This window comes from Kitasatospora sp. NPDC059648 (assembly GCF_042734825.1).
Lineage (GTDB): Bacteria > Actinomycetota > Actinomycetes > Streptomycetales > Streptomycetaceae > Kitasatospora.
This window is the reverse complement of record NZ_JBHWDU010000097.1, coordinates 13,099-27,369: the sequence shown is the minus strand read 5'-3', so window position 1 is coordinate 27,369 and position 14,271 is coordinate 13,099. Positions and strand designations below refer to the sequence as shown.

The 14,271-nt window shown below is 73.9% G+C and carries 15 protein-coding genes and 1 other RNA gene; 8 read left to right on the top strand and 8 right to left on the bottom strand.

Annotated elements, in window-relative coordinates; translation table 11 throughout:
• Positions 1-143: 143 nt before the first annotated feature.
• Positions 144-3,536, bottom strand: a complete 3,393-nt coding sequence (locus tag ACFV1W_RS35065) for a BTAD domain-containing putative transcriptional regulator (protein WP_380421315.1) — start codon at positions 3,534-3,536, stop codon at positions 144-146.
• 193 nt (positions 3,537-3,729) lie between these two features.
• Between ACFV1W_RS35065 and ACFV1W_RS35060 the strand changes: the two genes are divergently transcribed.
• Complete coding sequence (locus tag ACFV1W_RS35060) at positions 3,730-4,545, top strand: site-2 protease family protein (RefSeq protein ID WP_380421314.1); 816 nt, start codon at positions 3,730-3,732, stop codon at positions 4,543-4,545.
• Between the two features lie 7 nt (positions 4,546-4,552).
• Here the strand turns inward: ACFV1W_RS35060 and ACFV1W_RS35055 are convergent, their stop codons facing one another.
• Both ACFV1W_RS35055 and npdG read right to left on the bottom strand, forming a co-directional pair.
• Positions 4,553-4,735, bottom strand: a complete 183-nt coding sequence (locus tag ACFV1W_RS35055) for a hypothetical protein (RefSeq protein WP_380421313.1) — start codon at positions 4,733-4,735, stop codon at positions 4,553-4,555.
• Positions 4,736-4,849: 114 nt separating this feature from the next.
• Positions 4,850-5,542 (bottom strand): NADPH-dependent F420 reductase, encoded by a 693-nt coding sequence (npdG, locus tag ACFV1W_RS35050; RefSeq protein ID WP_355203764.1) that lies wholly within the window; start codon positions 5,540-5,542, stop codon positions 4,850-4,852.
• A gap of 47 nt (positions 5,543-5,589) precedes the next feature.
• On the opposite strand from npdG, the gene ACFV1W_RS35045 reads away from it, so the two are divergent.
• Together ACFV1W_RS35045 and ACFV1W_RS35040 are read left to right on the top strand one after the other, a co-directional pair.
• A complete protein-coding gene (locus ACFV1W_RS35045) occupies positions 5,590-6,222 on the top strand; it encodes a hypothetical protein (RefSeq protein ID WP_380421312.1) in 633 nt (210 codons plus the stop codon).
• Between the two features lie 46 nt (positions 6,223-6,268).
• Positions 6,269-7,597, top strand: a complete 1,329-nt coding sequence (locus tag ACFV1W_RS35040) for an MFS transporter (protein WP_380421311.1) — start codon at positions 6,269-6,271, stop codon at positions 7,595-7,597.
• Between the two features lie 51 nt (positions 7,598-7,648).
• Here ACFV1W_RS35040 and ACFV1W_RS35035 read toward each other — a convergent pair whose 3' ends face one another.
• Complete coding sequence (locus ACFV1W_RS35035; RefSeq protein WP_380421310.1) at positions 7,649-7,879, bottom strand: hypothetical protein; 231 nt, start codon at positions 7,877-7,879, stop codon at positions 7,649-7,651.
• Between the two features lie 106 nt (positions 7,880-7,985).
• Between ACFV1W_RS35035 and map the strand changes: the two genes are divergently transcribed.
• Entirely contained in the window at positions 7,986-8,831 is an 846-nt protein-coding gene (map, locus tag ACFV1W_RS35030) for a type I methionyl aminopeptidase (protein WP_380421309.1), read from the top strand.
• A 76-nt stretch (positions 8,832-8,907) separates the two neighbouring features.
• On the opposite strand, the gene ACFV1W_RS35025 is transcribed toward map, so the two are convergent.
• Positions 8,908-9,606 (bottom strand): bifunctional DNA primase/polymerase, encoded by a 699-nt coding sequence (locus ACFV1W_RS35025; RefSeq protein ID WP_380421308.1) that lies wholly within the window; start codon positions 9,604-9,606, stop codon positions 8,908-8,910.
• A 429-nt stretch (positions 9,607-10,035) separates the two neighbouring features.
• Here ACFV1W_RS35025 and ACFV1W_RS35020 point away from each other — a divergent pair, with 429 nt between their 5' ends.
• Both ACFV1W_RS35020 and ACFV1W_RS35015 read left to right on the top strand, forming a co-directional pair.
• A complete protein-coding gene (locus ACFV1W_RS35020; protein WP_380421307.1) occupies positions 10,036-10,254 on the top strand; it encodes a hypothetical protein in 219 nt (72 codons plus the stop codon).
• A 49-nt stretch (positions 10,255-10,303) separates the two neighbouring features.
• Positions 10,304-10,513, top strand: coding sequence for a hypothetical protein (locus tag ACFV1W_RS35015; RefSeq protein ID WP_380421306.1), 210 nt, complete (start codon positions 10,304-10,306; stop codon positions 10,511-10,513).
• A gap of 64 nt (positions 10,514-10,577) precedes the next feature.
• On the opposite strand, the gene ACFV1W_RS35010 is transcribed toward ACFV1W_RS35015, so the two are convergent.
• Positions 10,578-11,240 (bottom strand): PadR family transcriptional regulator, encoded by a 663-nt coding sequence (locus ACFV1W_RS35010; RefSeq protein ID WP_380421317.1) that lies wholly within the window; start codon positions 11,238-11,240, stop codon positions 10,578-10,580.
• A gap of 169 nt (positions 11,241-11,409) precedes the next feature.
• On the opposite strand from ACFV1W_RS35010, the gene ACFV1W_RS35005 reads away from it, so the two are divergent.
• Together ACFV1W_RS35005 and ACFV1W_RS35000 are read left to right on the top strand one after the other, a co-directional pair.
• Complete coding sequence (locus tag ACFV1W_RS35005) at positions 11,410-11,808, top strand: ACT domain-containing protein (RefSeq protein ID WP_380421305.1); 399 nt, start codon at positions 11,410-11,412, stop codon at positions 11,806-11,808.
• Positions 11,809-11,932: 124 nt separating this feature from the next.
• Positions 11,933-12,190 carry a Prokaryotic metallothionein gene (locus ACFV1W_RS35000; RefSeq protein ID WP_380421304.1) on the top strand — a complete coding sequence of 86 codons (258 nt, stop codon included), beginning with the start codon at positions 11,933-11,935 and terminating at the stop codon, positions 12,188-12,190.
• A 64-nt stretch (positions 12,191-12,254) separates the two neighbouring features.
• Here ACFV1W_RS35000 and rnpB read toward each other — a convergent pair.
• Positions 12,255-12,652: RNase P RNA component class A (gene rnpB / locus ACFV1W_RS34995), an RNA gene on the bottom strand.
• A gap of 13 nt (positions 12,653-12,665) precedes the next feature.
• On the bottom strand, positions 12,666-14,186 hold the full coding sequence (locus ACFV1W_RS34990) for an MFS transporter (protein WP_380421303.1): 1,521 nt from the start codon (positions 14,184-14,186) through the stop codon (positions 12,666-12,668).
• Between the last annotated feature and the right edge of the window lie 85 nt (positions 14,187-14,271).

The following is a 14,271-nucleotide window of genomic DNA, read 5'->3' as shown; positions in this document are numbered from 1 at the left end:
GGGAGTGGACGTCGGCGGGGGGGCGCGCCGCTGGGCCGGGGGCCAGGGGACGGGCACCGGCCGACCGGCCCGCAGGCGCGTCCACGGGTCCGGCACGGTCCGCGGACCCGGCTGGATCCGCGGTACCGGCCCGTCCCGGCCGGCTAGTCGAGCAGCTCCGACAGCACCGCCTGGATCTGGTCCTTGGTCATATCCGCGCCCACCGCGTGGGCCGCGTCGAAGGCCTCCTCCCCCAGCAGCTCCCGCAGCGCGACGGCCGACCGCTCGCGCTCCACGCGTTCCAGGTAGCCGCCCTTCGGGCCGTTCAGCCCCTTGTGCGCCCCGGCCAGCACCGCCGCCTGCCGGGCGCGCTCCAGGTCTCCGTCCCGCTCCGCGAAGGCGCGCAGCACGCCGACCACGGCGGGCACCACCATGACCGTCATCTGCTCGGCGAAACCGCTCGCGGCCGTCATCGCCACCAGCCGGCGGCGGCCCTCGCGCATCTGGGCGAGACCCTGCTCTGGCTCACCGGACCGGGCCGTCACCCAGCCGCGGGTGCTGAGCAGCAGCCCGCTCACGATGCCCGGCACGAACCCGCCCGCGGTGATCGCGTCGAGCTCCTCCAGGGCGGCCAGGGCCTCCTGGTACTCGCCGCGGTGGGCGTGGAGGCCGCAGAGCGTCAGGTGGCCGATCAGCACGGCGCCGGTGGTGGACTGGTTGAGCGCCGGGGAGTCGATGCCCGCCAGCGCCTCCCGGACGATCCGCTCACCGCGTTCGATGTCCCGCTCCAGCAGGACGCTGCCGAGGTTCACCTTCAGCATCGGCACCTCGTGCGGCGCGCCCAGCTCCTCGGCCAGTCCGATCGCCCGCTCATACGCGGCGGCGGCGCCCTCGGTGTCGCCCCGGTTGGCCAGCGACTCGCCCCAGGCCGACAGCGCCTGGGACATCCCCCAGAGGTCGCCGGCCTGCTCGAACAGTTCCAGGGAGCGCCGCCCGTCCCGCAGGCTCTGCTCCTCGCCCTCCGGCCAGTCGTTCAGCATCCTGGCCCGGACCTGCAGGGCGAACGCCAGGTCGTTCGCGTCGCCGTACCGCTCGCAGCCGCGGACGGCGTCGTCCATCAGGTCCTTCATCAGCTCCAGGCGGCCGGCCAGGAAGGCGCTGAACACACGCATCAGCGCGGGGAAGCGGTAGGACTGCGGAAGGTCCTCGGTATAGACGTCCAGCAGCCGCTCGGCGGTCCCGACCGCCTCCGGGTTGCCGAGCACGTCCAGGTTCCCCTCGAACAGCCCGATCAGTCCGAATATCGCGAGCAGCCGGCGGGCCTCCTCGACCACCCCCTCGGGCATCGGCACGCCGTACGCCAGCACGTTGCGCTCCAGCGGCACCGGCGGCGGGGCGTCCGGTCGGAACGGGTCCGGGCCGAGCGCGGCGATCGCGCCGTACCAGCCGCGCGCCTCCATGCTGTAGCCGCGCAGCGACCAGTACCAGCCCATCCCGAGGCCGAGGACGAGCGCCTGCTGTTCGTCCGCGAGGTCGATCGCGCGGCGCAGCGCGGCCCGGATGTTGTCCTGCTCCCGCTCCAGCACGGCCAGCCAGTGCAGTTGCTGCGGGCCGTGGATGTTCAGGTCCGCGGTGGCCACCAGCGCGCGGAAGTGCGCCAGGTGGCGGGCCTCGGTGGCGTCGCGCTCGGCGGCGGACTCGGCGAGGCGCTCGGTGGCGTACTCGTGGATGGTCTCCAGCATGCGGTAGCGCGGCTGGCCGCCGTCGTCGGCCAGGTCGGCCACCAGCAGGGACTTGTCGACCAGGGAGAGCAGCAGGTCGGCGACCTCCGGGCCGACCACCTCCGTGCCGTCGGCGCAGACCGCCTCGGCGTCCTCCAACTGCCAGCCGCCCGCGAACACCGAGAGCCGGCGCAGCACCGCCCGTTCCCTCTTGCCCAGGAGGTCCCAGCTCCAGTCGACCACCGCGCGCAGGGTCTGCTGACGCGGCAGCAGGGTGCGGCTGCCGGCGGTGAGCAGCGCGAACCGGCCGTCCAGACGGTCGGCGATCTGGCGGGCCGTCATCACCCGCAGCCGGGCGGCGGCCAGTTCGATGGCCAGCGGCAGGCCGTCCAGGCGGCGGCAGATCTCGGTGCAGGCCTGCGGGTCGCTCCGCGGGTCGAAGCCGGGACGGGCGGCGGCGGCGCGCTCGGTGAACAGGCGCACGGCCACCGGGTCGGGCAGCGGCTCGACCGGCAGCACCGTCTCGCCCGGCACGCCGAGCGGCTCGCGGCTGGTGGCGAGCACCGTCAGCCCGGGGCACTCGGCGAGCAGGGTGTCGACCAGGTCGGCGGCGGCCTGCACCAGGTGCTCGCAGTTGTCCAGGACGAGCAGCATCCGACGGTGGGCGCAGTGCTCGACCAGCCGGCGCACCGGATCCTCGGCGCGCTTCTCGATCACCTCGGCGACCATGCTGCCGCTGTGCAGCACGAGCTCGCGCATGCCCAGCGCGGAGACCACGGCGGCGGGGACGGCCTCCGGGCTCTCCAGCGGAGCGAGTTCGGCCAGCCAGACGCCGTCCGGCCAGCGCCCGGCGGACTGCTCGGCGCGGCCGGCCTCCACCGACAGCCGGGTCTTGCCGGAGCCGCCCGGGCCGGTCAGGGTGACCAGCCTGCGGTCCGCCACCAGGAGGCGGCGCAGGGTGGCGAGATCGTCCTCCCGGCCGACGAAACTGGTCAGTCGGCCGCGCAGATTGCCTGCGGCGCGCTGGAGTTGGGACGCGGGGGCGGCCGGGGTGGCGGTGACCGGCGGCGCGGATTCGGGCTTCGCCCTCGGCCCCGACGCTTCCGGTTCCGGGGCCGGCTCGGTGGACTTGAGCAACTCGGCGTGGAGCGACTGGAGTTGCCGGCCGGGATCGGCGCCGAGCTCGTCTGCCAGGGCGCGCCTGGTGCGCTCGTAGTGGCGCAGCGCCTCGGCGGTGCGGCCGCTCTCGTGCAGGGCCCGCAGCATCAGCAGCTGCAGGGGCTCGTCCAGCGGCTGCCGTTCGCACAGCTCGGCCAGCTCGGCGACCAGTTCGGGTGCGCGGCCGAGGCCCAGATCGGCGGTGATCCGGTGGCGGCGGACCTCGTCCCGCTGGGCCTCCAGGCGGGCGGCCGGGCCGGCCCGGTCGGGCAGGTCGGCCAGGGCGGGGCCGCGCCACAGCGCCAGGGCGGCGCGCAGCCGTTCGGCGGCCAGCGCGTGGTCACCGGCGTCGAGGGCGCGGCGGCCGTCGGCGCTCAGCCGCTGGAAGTCGGCGAGGTCGGTGGCCGGGCCGGTCAGCCAGTACCCGGCCGGTCCGGAGCCGATCCGCTCCCGGCCGATGGTGCGGCGCAGCCGGCCGACCAGGGTCTGCAGCGCCGCGGAGGAGTCCTGCGGCGGCTCGGCCTCCCACACCTCGTCCACCAGCAGGTCGGCCGGGACGGGCCGGCCCTGCCGCAGGGCGAGCGCGGTCAGCAGCGCCCGCAGCCGGGCACCGCCGAGCGGGACCGGCGTGCCGTCGTCGTGGTGGGCCGTGGTGGTGCCGAGGATGCCGTAGTGCACCGGTCCATTCTGGTCGATCGGCCGAAGTCCGGGCGCACAATTGTTCCGGCGGCCTCCCCGCCCGCGCGCCCGACGGAACCGGGCGGCGACCCTCGGACGTTCACCCGGAGCGGCTTGTCCGGTCACCGGCCCGCCCGGCATGATCGACCCCAGCCGTCACCACCGTCCTCCTCTGCACCCGGAGCACCCACAGATGACCTTCGCCGCCACGCCGCGCTCCCGCAGCGAGGACCGCCGGATCAGCCCGGTGTTCTGGGTGCTCCTCGCCACCCTCGGCACCTCCGCCTGGGCGGTGTACTCGGGCTACGGCAACGCCCGGTTCGGGGTGTTCCTGTTCGTGGTGTCGGGCTGGATGGTCTCCCTCTGCCTGCACGAGTACGCCCATGCCCGCACCGCGCTGCACGGCGGCGACATCACCGTCGGCGCCAAGGGCTACCTCACGCTCAACCCGCTGAAGTACACCAACATGCTGCTCAGCTTCGTGCTGCCGATCGTCTTCGTGATCCTGGGCGGCATCGGCCTGCCCGGCGGCTCGGTGTGGATCGAGCGCCACCGGATCGAGGGCCGGCTCAAGCACAGCCTGATCTCGGCGGCCGGCCCGCTGGTCAACCTGGTCTTCGCGGCGGCGCTGCTGGTCCCGGTCGGCGCCGGCTGGCTGGACGGCTCGGACCTGCACGCCACCTGGTACGGCTACGAGCTGCCCTACTCGCCGTTCGCCTGCGCCCTCGGCTTCCTCGGCCTGCTCCAGCTCAGCGCGGCCCTGCTGAACCTGCTGCCGGTGCCGGGCCTGGACGGCTACGGGATCATCGAGCCCTGGCTCTCCGCCAAGACCCGGCGCTCGGTCGAGCCGTTCGCGCCGTACGGGATGCTCGCGGTGTTCGCGCTGCTGTGGCAGCCCGAGGTGAACTCGTTCTTCTTCGGGATCGTCCACGGCCTGATGGGCCTGTTCGGCGTGGACACCGACTACGCGACGGTCGGCCGGTACCTGTTCAGCTTCTGGAAGAACTAGGCAGGAACTAGGCCCGCTCGGCCGCCTCCGCCAGCTTCGCCCGGCGCCGGTTCATCCACAGCACGTTGCTGGCCACCCCGGCCAGCGGCAGCCAGACCAGCCCGAGCCAGAAGCCCTGGACCACCGAGACCACGGCGGCCGCAAGCGCGAGGACGACGACGAGCAGGGCGAAGAGGGACGTGCGAGGCATGGCGCGGGGCTCCTAGGACCGGGTACGGACGGCCGGGTGGCGGCCGCCCCCCATTGTCGCCGACCTCACCTCCGGACGGGGTTCCAGGGGTGAGGTCGGCGCGGCGCTCCCGGGTCACACGTCGGTGATCCGCAGGCCCGCGTGGGCCTTGTAGCGGCGGTTGACCGAGATCAGGTTGGCCACCAGGGCCTCCACCTGGTGGGCGTTGCGCAGCCGGCCGGAGTAGATGCCGCGCATGCCGGGGATCAGGCTCGCCAGCGCCCGCACCACGTCGGTGGCGGCCCGGTCGTCGCCGAGCACCATGACGTCGGTGTCGATCCGCTCCACCGACTCGTCCTGCAGCAGCACCGCCGAGAGGTGGTGGAAGGCGGCGGTGACCCGGGAGTCCGGCAGCAGGGCGGCGGCCTGCTGGGCGGCGCTGCCCTCCTCCGGCTTCAGCGCGTACGCCCCCTGCTTGTCGAAGCCGAGCGGGTTGACGCAGTCGACGACGATCTTTCCGGCCAGTTCCTCGCGCAGCGCGGTCAGGGTGGCGGCGTGGCCCTCCCACGGCACCGCGACGATCACCACGTCGCTCTCCCGGGCGACGGTGGCGTTGTCGGCACCGCGCACGCCGACGCCCAGCTCGGCGGCCGAGGCCTCGGCCCGGGCGCCGTCACGGGAGCCGATGATCACCTGCTGGCCGGCCTTGGCCAGCCGCAGGGCCAGGCCGCGCCCCTGGTCGCCGGTGCCGCCGAGGACGCCGACCACCAGCTGCGAGACGTCCGGCAGCTCGTGGGCCGGGTTTGTCGCTGAATCGAGGGAAGTCATGGGCCGATCTTCCCAAACCGAAGACCGGGCGCGACATCCTGGCCCGCATGGACGCTGTGAGAGTTTCGGCACTCCGGGAGCGGCTCGCGGGCACCGGCTGGCTGGAGGCGGTCGGCGGCTTCGCCGGTTCGCTGCGGCGCTCGGTGGAACGGCGCTGGGCGGGCGAGCTGCTGCTGGTGGGCACCGAGGCGTACGAGCCCTGGCACCTGGCCGCCCACCTGGAGGACGAGGCCGCCTGGTCGGCCGTCCCCCGGCTGGCCCCCACCCTGCTGCGGCACCGCCCGTCCGCCACTGCCCCGGCCCACCTGGCGCACGGCCTGCGGCGGCTCAGCGGGGCCGGGCGCGGCGCCACCGTGCTGGTGGTGGCGCCGGGGGCGGCGGGCGCCCCGCTGCTGGAGCGGGTGCGGGACGCCCGCCGGCGCGGCGCGACCGTGCTCGCACTGGACGGCGCCGACACCGTCGCCTCCGTCCCTCACGGCGACCTCTCCGCCCGCACCGACCTCGCCGACCTCGCGCACGAGCGCCTCGCCGTCGGCACCGCCGCCGAGGAGCCCTTCGACCTCGCCCAGCACCTGGTCAGCGCCGCCGCCGGACAGCCGGTCGGCCGCCGCTCCGCCCTGGACCGGCTGGCCGAACTCGCCGGGCGGCTGACCTCGGCACCCTCGCTCAGCCGCTGGTGAAAAACCCGTTGCGGGGGGTCGAGCAGCCGACCCAGGATGGTCGTTCGTGAAGGACGACGAACCACCGCATACCGGTCGGACACGCAGGCTGCTGCGCTCGCTGGCCCCCGACCTGTCCCCGTGGCGCGCCTCCCGCGACTTCCGCTACCTGTGGACCAGCGGCTGTATCACCAGCTTCGGCAGCTTCCTGACGTACGTCGCCCTGCCGATGCAGATCAAGGAGCTCACCGACTCCTCCTTCGCGGTCGGCCTGATCGGCGCCGTCGAACTCGTTCCGCTGATCGTCTTCGGCCTCTGGGGCGGCGCCCTGGCCGACGCCCTGGACCGTCGCAAGCTGGTCCTGCGCTCCGAGGCCGCGCTCGGCCTGCTCGCCGGACTGCTGCTGCTCAACGCCCTGCTGCCGCATCCGGTGCTCTGGCCGCTGTACCTGGTCGCCGCGCTGGTCGCGGCCTGCGACGGCCTCCAGCGCCCGGCCCTGGACTCGCTGCTGCCGCGGATCGTCGCCCACCAGCACCTGACGGCCGCCTTCGCCCTCAAGTCGCTCTACCACAACGTCGCTTCGGTGGCCGGGCCGGCGCTGGCCGGTGTCGTGGTGGCCTTCTCCGGGGTGCAGACCGCGTACGCGCTGGACGTGCTGACCTTCGTCGCCTCCCTGCTGCTGCTCGTCCGGATCAGGGCGGTGCCGCCGCCCACCGGCGCCGAGCGCCCGTCCGTACGGGCGGTGCTCACCGGCGTGCGGTACGCGTGGAGCCGCAAGGACCTCCTCGGCACCTACGCGATCGACACCTGCGCCATGCTGTTCGCCTTCCCGGTGGCCGTCTTCCCGTTCCTGGCCTCGGAGTTGGGCGCAGACTGGGCGCTCGGCCCGATGTACGCGGCCTCCGCCGTCGGCGGCCTGCTGGTCGGCGCGACCAGCGGCTGGACGTCCCGGGTCCACCGGCACGGCCGGCTGCTGGTGGTCGCCGCGGTCGGCTGGGGCGCGGCCATGACGCTGGCCGGACTGGCCGGGAACGTCTGGCTGGTGCTGTTCGGACTGGCCCTGGCCGGCGGCGCGGACCAGGTCAGCGGGATCGCCCGCTCCACCATGTGGAACCAGTCCATCCCGGACGAGGTCCGCGGCCGGATGGCCGGCGTCGAACTGCTCAGCTACTCCGTCGGCCCCCAGCTCGGCCAGGTCCGGGCCGGCACCATGGCCGGCCTGGTCGGGGTCCGCGCCGCCGTCTGGACCGGCGGCCTGGCCTGCATCGCCGCCGTCCTCGCCGTCGCCGCCGCCCTCCCCGGGCTCCTCGCCCACGACGACCGCACCGACCCCCACACCGCGGCCGTCCGCGCCGCCCACGAACGCGGGGAACAGGAGGCACCCGCCGCGGCGTGACCGGACCGGACGACTGCGTCAGCAGCGCGGTCCGGCCCCTCGGTGGCGCCCCTACTCGGCCCCCTCGTCCTTCGGCTTGTCGGTCCAACGGGGGTCGTTCTGCCACTCGCGGTTGCGTTCGTCGGCGGTCTGGAGGGCGTGGGCGGCCTCGTCGGGGGTGGCGTAGGGGCCGAGGCGGTCCTTGGCGGGGCACTCGGGGCCCTCCTCGACCTTGCCGTGCTTGATGCAGTAGAACCACTCGCCCGGCTGGCCGGCCGGCTTGCGGTGGAATCCGAGGGGCATGGCACTCTCCCGTCCAGAGATAGGGGTCGGTACCGATCATTCCCCGGGCCGGGCCGGTCCGCACACCCCCGGGGGACGGCGGGGCCCGGCGACTAGACTCGCCGCCATGGCTCTCGTACCCGGCATCCAGTCCCCCACCCGCAAGGTCCCGGCGCACATCGCGCGCCCCGAGTACGTCGGCAAGCCCGCGCCGACGCCGTACACCGGGCCCGAGGTGCAGACCGCCGAGACGATCGAGAAGATGCGGATCGCGGGCGCCATCGCCGCCCGGGCGATGGAGGAGGCGGCGAAGCTGATCGCCCCCGGCGTCACCACGGACGCGCTGGACGCCGTCGCCCACACGTACATGTGCGACCACGGCGCCTACCCCTCAGACCTGGGCTACCGCGGCTTCCCCAAGTCCGTCTGCACCTCCATCAACGAGGTGATCTGCCACGGCATCCCGGACTCGACGGTGCTCCAGGACGGCGACATCGTCAACATCGACGCCACCGCGTACATCCACGGGGTGCACGGCGACCTCAACGCCACCTACCTGGTCGGCGACGTGGACGAGGAGTCCCGGCTGCTGGTCGAGCGCACCCGGGAGTCCCTCAACCGGGCGATCAAGGCGGTCAAGCCGGGCCGTCAGATCAACGTCATCGGACGGGTCATCGAGTCCTACGCCAAGCGCTTCGACTACGGCGTGGTGCGGGACTTCACCGGACACGGCATCAACACGTCGTTCCACTCCGGCCTGATCATCCCGCACTACGACAGCGAGCGGGCCACCGAGGTCATCAAGCCCGGCATGACCTTCACCATCGAGCCGATGCTGACCCTGGGCACCTACGACTACGAGATCTGGCCGGACGGCTGGACGGTCGTCACCAAGGACCGCAAGCGCACCGCCCAGTTCGAGCACACCCTGGTGGTCACGGCGGACGGCGCGGAGATCCTCACCCTGCCGTAAGCCCTGCCGTAACCGCGGCCCGGCGCGCCCCTTCGACTCGGGGCGCGCCGGAGGCGAGCGGGCGAACAGCAGCCGCTCAGCCGATCAGCCACTGCTCCTCGGCGACGGCGCCCACCTCGGTGCAGGCGTCCGTGAGCACGTCCAGCACCCGCAGCGGGTCCGGCAGGGGCAGTTCGGGCCCGCGCAGCCACCGCACCTGGGAGCCGTCCGGCAGTGCGGCCGGCGGGAGCAGGGTGTACGAGCCGCGGCAGTGCCAACGCAGGCCGGGGTGCTCGGACATGGTGTCCGGGGTCGAGTCGAGCGCGCTGTCCCACCACTCGTCCTCGTCCTGCGGGGTGCCTCGGGTGGCGGTGAAGAACAGGTAGCGGTCCTCACCGACGGCGGCGACCGGGCCCTCGACGCCCAGCGCGGTCAGCCGCTCCAGGGCCAGCCGCCCGGCCTCGGCCGGGACGTCCAGCACGTCGTGCACCCGCCCGGTGGCGGTGACGAAGTTGGCCCGGGGATCGCGGGAGAGCCAGCGGGAGAGCTGCTCGGGATCGGTGGTGGCCTGGGTCTGCCAGGCGAAGGAGACCGGGTGCTGGGCCGGGGCCGGGCAGGCCACCCGGTCGCAGGAGCAGCGGTAGCCGGCCGGGTGGGCGGCGGGCGCGAGGGGGAATCCGGCGCGCACGGCGCCGAGCAGCTGGTCCAGTCTGGCGGCCGGGTCCGCACCGTCGGGGCGGGCCCGCTGTCGGTCACGCTTCTGCCACCAGGTGGTCCACCTGCTGCCGGCTTCCATCGGGCCCCTTCCGCGCAACTGCCGTGCCTGGTGCGACACAGCGTTCGACGTTCCACTCCGACGCAACGCACAGCGCCCCCCGCTGCTTCCCGGGGCGGTGCTCGGCCCTGCTGTCCGCGCCCTGCCGACCGCGGCCCGGGGTCACCGGACGGCCGACGCCCGGGTCTCGGTACGCCTGTCGCGGCAGCACGCTGTCCGCGCCGGTGACGGCCGGAGGGCACGCTGACTCGCGCCTCGCCCGGCCCGTACGGGGCCCGCTGACCCGGGGTGGACCCCGAGGGCGTAACAGGAAGGATAAGGGTGCGCGAGGCCTGCCGATGACCGGGGGCGGTGCCTCTCCGGTCACACTCCGGGCACCCCGTCCTCACGGGGCCTCCGCCACGGGGCGCTCCCGGCGTGGCCGCGGCGTGGAGGTGAGACCCTGGAGGGGTGAAGAGCGCGGACACCGAATTCGTCGGCGGCCCCCTGGACGGGAAGGTCCTCCCGATCCCGCTGGGGCCGATGCTCGGCGTGCCCAAGAAGTACAAGGTCCCGGTCCCTGCGCACGGCGACTCCGCCGCGCGCACACTGGTGTACGTCCGGACCAAGCAGGTGCGGGGGCTCAGCTGGTTCTGGCGCTACGAGTACGACGAGGCGGCCTCCGACTGACGGGCCGGCCGCCCGTTCCCCACCCCCTTCGCCGCCCCGGGAGGTCGGCATGGCCAGGACGGTTCGGCACCCGGTACGCCACCGCAGGAGCCGCGCGCAGGCGGCCGCCCACCACAACCGGCAGGTCGCCTGGGTGACCGGGGCGCTGCTGCTGGTGGTGTGCCTCTACTCCGTGACGATCGGTCCGGACGGCTGGCTCTGGTTCGGCTGGGCGGTGCTGCTGCTCGCCTGCGCGGCCCTGTTCGTGGTCCGCCCCTGAGCAGCAGCACCGCCCCGGCCCACCGGCCCACCGACCCACCGGCGGACCCGGTCCCCCCGGCCGGTCAGTCATCCTCGGCAAGGACGAGGTACAGCTTCTTGCGGGCCTCGGTCAGCACCGCCAGGCCCTTGGCGCGCTGCGCCTCGGTGCCCGTCCGCATCACCTGCTGGACGGCCTGTTCGACCGCGGCGAGCGCCTGGCCGACCTCCTGGACGGCCGCCCAGTCGACCTCCCGGCCGGCTTCGGCCCACGGCTCCGCCGGCCCGGACTCGGCCTCGGCCCGGCCGGCCTCGGTGAGCGAGACCAGCCGCTTGCCGCCGACCTCCTCCGCGGTGATCAGCCCCTCCTCCTCCAGCAGCTGGAGGTTGGGGTAGATCGAACCCGGGCTGGGCCGCCAGGCCCCGTTGGTCCGCTCGGTGATCTCGGCGATCATCTCGTAACCGTGCATCGGCCGCTCCTTGAGCAGCGCCAGCAGCGAGGCCCGGACGTCGCCGCGCCGGGCCCGGCCGCCGCGTCGACCGTGCGGGCCGCCGCGCCGACCGCCGTGCCCGCCGAAGCCGTGCCCGAACGGGCCGCCCATCGGCCGGCCGGGGCCGCCGCCGCCGAACGGCGGACCGAAGCCGCCGAAGGCCGGCCGCCCCTCGAAGCCCTCCCCGGGCATCCCCCGGAACTCCGGGCCCGGCCCGCGTCGTCCGCCGCCGCGCGGGTCCGCTCCTCGAAATCGCATTCCTGAGCGCACGGCACCCACCTCCTTGAGGTTCCACCTGGTTATCCGAAACAGTCGAGTCACTGTCTCGATAGTTCGACGATATATCGGTGACTGTCGCTCGTCAACGGATTCCGACACGGCTCCGGCGGGCGGCTCGACCACGGGCCGAACGGATACGGTGGCGGGCATGGCCGGTGAACGAGACCTTGCGACCCTGCTGCGCGGGATGCGCCCGCAGCTCAACCCGGGGCGGTACGTCTACTGCACCCTCCCCGCGAAGGTGCCCGCCGGGATGCGGCCGGTGGTGACCGTCGCCGAACCCGAAGGGGTGACGGTGGTGGTCACCCAGGAGGAGGCGGACGCCCTCGGGCTGCGCTACGAGTACGTGGCGGCCTGGATCACCCTGCAGATCCACTCCGCGCTGGAGGCCGTCGGACTTACCGCGGCGGTGGCCGGGCGGCTCGCCGAGGTGGGGATCAGCTGCAACGTGGTGGCCGGCTTCCACCACGACCACCTGTTCGTCGCCGCCGACGACGCCGAGCGCGCCGTCCGGGCCCTGGAGGAGCTCTCCGCCCGCTCCGCCTGACCCCGCCTGATCCCTCTGATCCGTCTGACGGTCGCGCCGGGTGGCCGCCCTCGCCCTCCGCTTCGACACTGGAAATGTCAGCCGCCCACCCGCCGGCGGCCCCCACCGGAAGGAGACGGCTGCCATGGCCACCTGCGTCACCTGCGGAAACGACTACTGGCTCGCCTTCGAGATCAAGACCGTCACCGGCGACAGCTACACCTTCGACAGCTTCGAGTGCGCGATGGAGAAGCTCGCCCCCCGCTGCGAACAGTGCAGCGTCCGCATCGTCGGCCACGGCGTCGAGGTGGCGGGGATGTTCTTCTGCTGCGCCAACTGCGCCCGCGTCAACGGCGGCCTCGGCGAACAGATCCGCGACGCCGTCGGCTCCCGCCCGGCCTGACGGAGGACGCGCGAGGGCCCTCCGACCGCGGTGCGGGTCGGAGGGCCCTCGGCTGGCCAGGGGACGGAAGAGTCGACCTGTACGCCGGGTTCTGTCACCCGGGTCGCTTGCGCGGCCCGGGGAGACGGCCATCCATCTAGGGCTGCCGTTGCCGACAGCCTCGTGCGGTCTACCCGCGAGCTCGGGCGAGCAGCCCTCGAACACTCGCGCACGGCGCCCGGAGGCACCGATCTTGACCTTGCTCCAGGTGGGGTTTACCTAGCCGGCCGGGTCACCCCGGTCGCTGGTGGTCTCTTACACCACCGTTTCACCCTTACCCACGCGCCGTAGCGGTGGGCGGTCTGTTTTCTGTGGCACTGTCCCGCGGGTCACCCCGGGTGGGCGTTACCCACCACCCTGCTCTGTGGAGCCCGGACGTTCCTCGGCGGGTCAGGGACCCGTCGCGACCGCCCGGCCGGCTCTTCCGCCGTAGTGGTCATGGTAGCCGCTCGGGCGGGGCCTCCCGAACACCGGACCGGGCCACCGGGGGCTCGGCACCAAGGCGGGCGGCCACCCGGGCGGCAGTGCCGGTGGCCCAGGCGCCGGTGGTGAGCAGGCCGAGGAGGAGGACCGCGCCGCCCAGGCCGACCAGGATCCACCAGCCGGCGTGGCTGGCCGGGGCGAATCCGGTGGCCATCGGACCGACCACGGCCGAGGTGACGACCGTACCGATCACCGCGACGCCCAGGGACTGGCCGACCTGGCGGCTGGTCGAGGCGACGGCGGCGGCCACCCCCGCCTGGGAACGCGGCATCCCGGAGACGGCCGCGTTGGTGATCGGCGCGTTGACCAGGCCGAAGCCGAAGCCGAACAGCGCGTACGCGACCAGCAGCAGCGCGGCCGGGGAGTCCGCGGTCAGCCCGGTGAGCAGCAGGCCGCTCGCGGCCATGCCGAGCCCGGCCATCACCAGTGGCAGGCGCGGGCCCCGGCTGCCGACGATCCGTCCGGACAGCGGCGCGCAGACCAGCATCAGACCGGCCATCGGCAGCGTCCACAGGCCGGCCTCGACCGGGCCGTAGTGCCGGACGTCCTGGAGGTAGAGGGTGTTGAGGAAGAGGAAGCCGCCGAGCCCGGCGAAGGCGCAGACCGCGGTGACGGTGGCTCCGGTGAACGGCGCGCTGGCGAAGAACCGCGGATCCACCAGCGGCTCGGCGACCCGCCGCTCCCAGAGCGGGAAGGCGATCAGCGCGGCCGCCGCGGCCGTGGCTAGGGCGAGGATCAGCGGGGAGGTCCAGCCGTTGCCCGGGCCCTCGATGATCGCGGCGGTGCCGCAGCCGAGCAGCACGATCATCAGCAGCTGCCCCACCGGGTCGAGCCGGCGCGGCCGCGGCGCGCGCGACTCGGGGACGTGACGGACGGTCAGCAATATGGCGAGCAGGGCCACCGGGACGTTGATCAGGAAGATCGAGGGCCAGCCGGCGCCGTCCACCAGGAAGCCGCCGAGCAGCGGGCCGAGCGCCATCGAGATGCCGACCACGCCTCCCCACACGCCGATCGCCCGGGCCCGCTCCTTCGGGTCGGTGAAGGTGTTGGTGATGATCGACATCGCCACCGGGTTGAGCATCGAGCCGCCCACCGCCTGCAGCGCCCGGAAGGCCACCAGCCACTCCAGGCTCGGCGCCAGGCTGCACAGCAGGGAGCCGAGCGCGAAACAGGTCAGCCCGATCTGGAACACGCGGCGGCGGCCGAAACGGTCGGCCACCGAGCCGAACAGCATCAGCAGCGAGGCCAGCACCAGGGTGTAGGCGTCGATGATCCACTGCAGGCCGGAGGCCGGGGCGTCCAGGTCCTTCTGGATCGCCGGCAGCGCGATGTTCACCACCGTGTTGTCCAGGCCGACGATGAACAGGCTCAGGCAGCAGATCGCGAGGACGAGCAGACGGCGGCGCCGCCCGGTGTCGGGGACACGGGCGGCGGCGGAGGCGGGAACGGCGGCGGCGGGCTGGGGATCGGGCACGGACCGATCCTCCCACCCCCGGGGCGGGGCGGGGCGGAACGACGGACCCTACGGGCCGCCGGGCGGCGGCCTTTCGGACGGTGGC

Bases quoted from the DNA above. Each gene is read 5' to 3' on its own strand.
- ACFV1W_RS35025 (WP_380421308.1), bottom strand. From the start codon at position 9,606: ATGGAAGCCGGCAGCAGGTGGACCACCTGGTGGCAGAAGCGTGACCGA.
- npdG (WP_355203764.1), bottom strand. From the start codon at position 5,542: ATGACTTCCCTCGATTCAGCGACAAACCCGGCCCACGAGCTGCCGGAC.
- ACFV1W_RS35005 (WP_380421305.1), top strand. From the start codon at position 11,410: ATGGCCGGTGAACGAGACCTTGCGACCCTGCTGCGCGGGATGCGCCCG.
- ACFV1W_RS35015 (WP_380421306.1), top strand. From the start codon at position 10,304: ATGGCCAGGACGGTTCGGCACCCGGTACGCCACCGCAGGAGCCGCGCG.
- ACFV1W_RS35045 (WP_380421312.1), top strand. From the start codon at position 5,590: ATGGACGCTGTGAGAGTTTCGGCACTCCGGGAGCGGCTCGCGGGCACC.
- ACFV1W_RS35055 (WP_380421313.1), bottom strand. From the start codon at position 4,735: ATGCCTCGCACGTCCCTCTTCGCCCTGCTCGTCGTCGTCCTCGCGCTT.
- ACFV1W_RS35035 (WP_380421310.1), bottom strand. From the start codon at position 7,879: ATGCCCCTCGGATTCCACCGCAAGCCGGCCGGCCAGCCGGGCGAGTGG.
- ACFV1W_RS35000 (WP_380421304.1), top strand. From the start codon at position 11,933: ATGGCCACCTGCGTCACCTGCGGAAACGACTACTGGCTCGCCTTCGAG.
- ACFV1W_RS35060 (WP_380421314.1), top strand. From the start codon at position 3,730: ATGACCTTCGCCGCCACGCCGCGCTCCCGCAGCGAGGACCGCCGGATC.
- map (WP_380421309.1), top strand. From the start codon at position 7,986: ATGGCTCTCGTACCCGGCATCCAGTCCCCCACCCGCAAGGTCCCGGCG.
- ACFV1W_RS35010 (WP_380421317.1), bottom strand. From the start codon at position 11,240: ATGCGATTTCGAGGAGCGGACCCGCGCGGCGGCGGACGACGCGGGCCG.